The 1,042-nt window shown below is 78.2% G+C and carries 1 protein-coding gene; it reads left to right on the top strand.

All coding sequences use genetic code 11. The features are described 5' to 3' along the window. The first annotated feature begins 496 nt into the window (after nucleotides 1-496). Nucleotides 497-1,039, top strand: coding sequence for a hypothetical protein (locus ACOV8S_RS23735; RefSeq protein WP_448320142.1), 543 nt, complete (start codon nucleotides 497-499; stop codon nucleotides 1,037-1,039). The last annotated feature ends 3 nt before the right edge of the window (nucleotides 1,040-1,042 follow it).

The raw sequence follows: 1,042 nt of genomic DNA, 5'->3' as shown, positions 1-1,042 counted from the left end.
GGACGAGGCCACCACGGGGCTGCGGCCCCGCCGCTGGGGTCTCGCCCGCGACTGACCCTCGCGCGGGCGGCGCCTCCCTCCGGCGTGAGCCCCCGTGCCACACGGGGCTGTCGGCTCACCCCTGCGGAGCGAACCGACCCGCGCGGGGAACACCGTCCGCCGATGCCTGGTGGAGCGAGCCGCTCGCCGCGGAGGTGCCGCCCTGCGCCCGCCCGTGCCGCCCCCTGGGCGGCCCAGCCGCCCGCAGGTACGCGGAGGGTGGGGCCTGCTGCTCCGGCCCCCCAGACCGGGCGGCCCGGCCGCCCGCAGGACGGCGAGGCAGGCTCGTCCACCCTGCGGGCAGTCGTGCCGCTGGGGCGGCACGGGTGGGCGCAGGCCGGTGCGTACGCGCGCTGCGGTTCGCCCCACAAAGGCCAGGCACGCCCGGGCCGCACCCCGTCCGCCCGTGCGAACCGTCCCGTACGAAGGCTCGGGCCGGGCGGATACGCTGCCGGGCGTGACCGCAACGCTGATCTGGATCCTCGTCGCCCTCGTCGCGATCGGGCTGTACCTGAGCTGGACCGCCGGCCGCCTCGACCGCCTGCACGCCCGGATCGACGCCGCCCGCGCCGCCCTGGACGCGCAGCTGCTCCGCCGCGCCTCCGTGGCGCAGGAGCTGGCGACCGCAGGCGTGCTCGACCCCGCCGCCTCGATCGTGCTGTACGAGGCGGCCCACGCCGCCCGCCAGGCGGAGGAGGAGCACCGCGAGATCGCCGAGAGCGAGCTCAGCCAGGCTCTGCGCGCGGTGTTCGCCGAGGCGCAGCAGGTCGAGGGAGTCCGCGAGGCCCCCGGCGGCGAGGAGACGGTCCGCGAACTCGCCGAGGCGGTGCGCCGCGTGCCGATGGCCCGCCGTTTCCACAACGACGCCGTCCGCGCCGCCCGCGCCCTGCGCCGCCACCGCAAGGTGCGCTGGTTCCGCCTGGCCGGGCACGCACCGTTCCCGATGGCGTTCGAGATGGACGACGAGGCCCCCGCCGCCCTCGTCGAGCGGGTGGCCTGACCC

This window comes from Streptomyces sp. CO7, from assembly GCF_053474865.1.
This window is presented reverse-complemented; position numbering and strand designations above follow the sequence as displayed.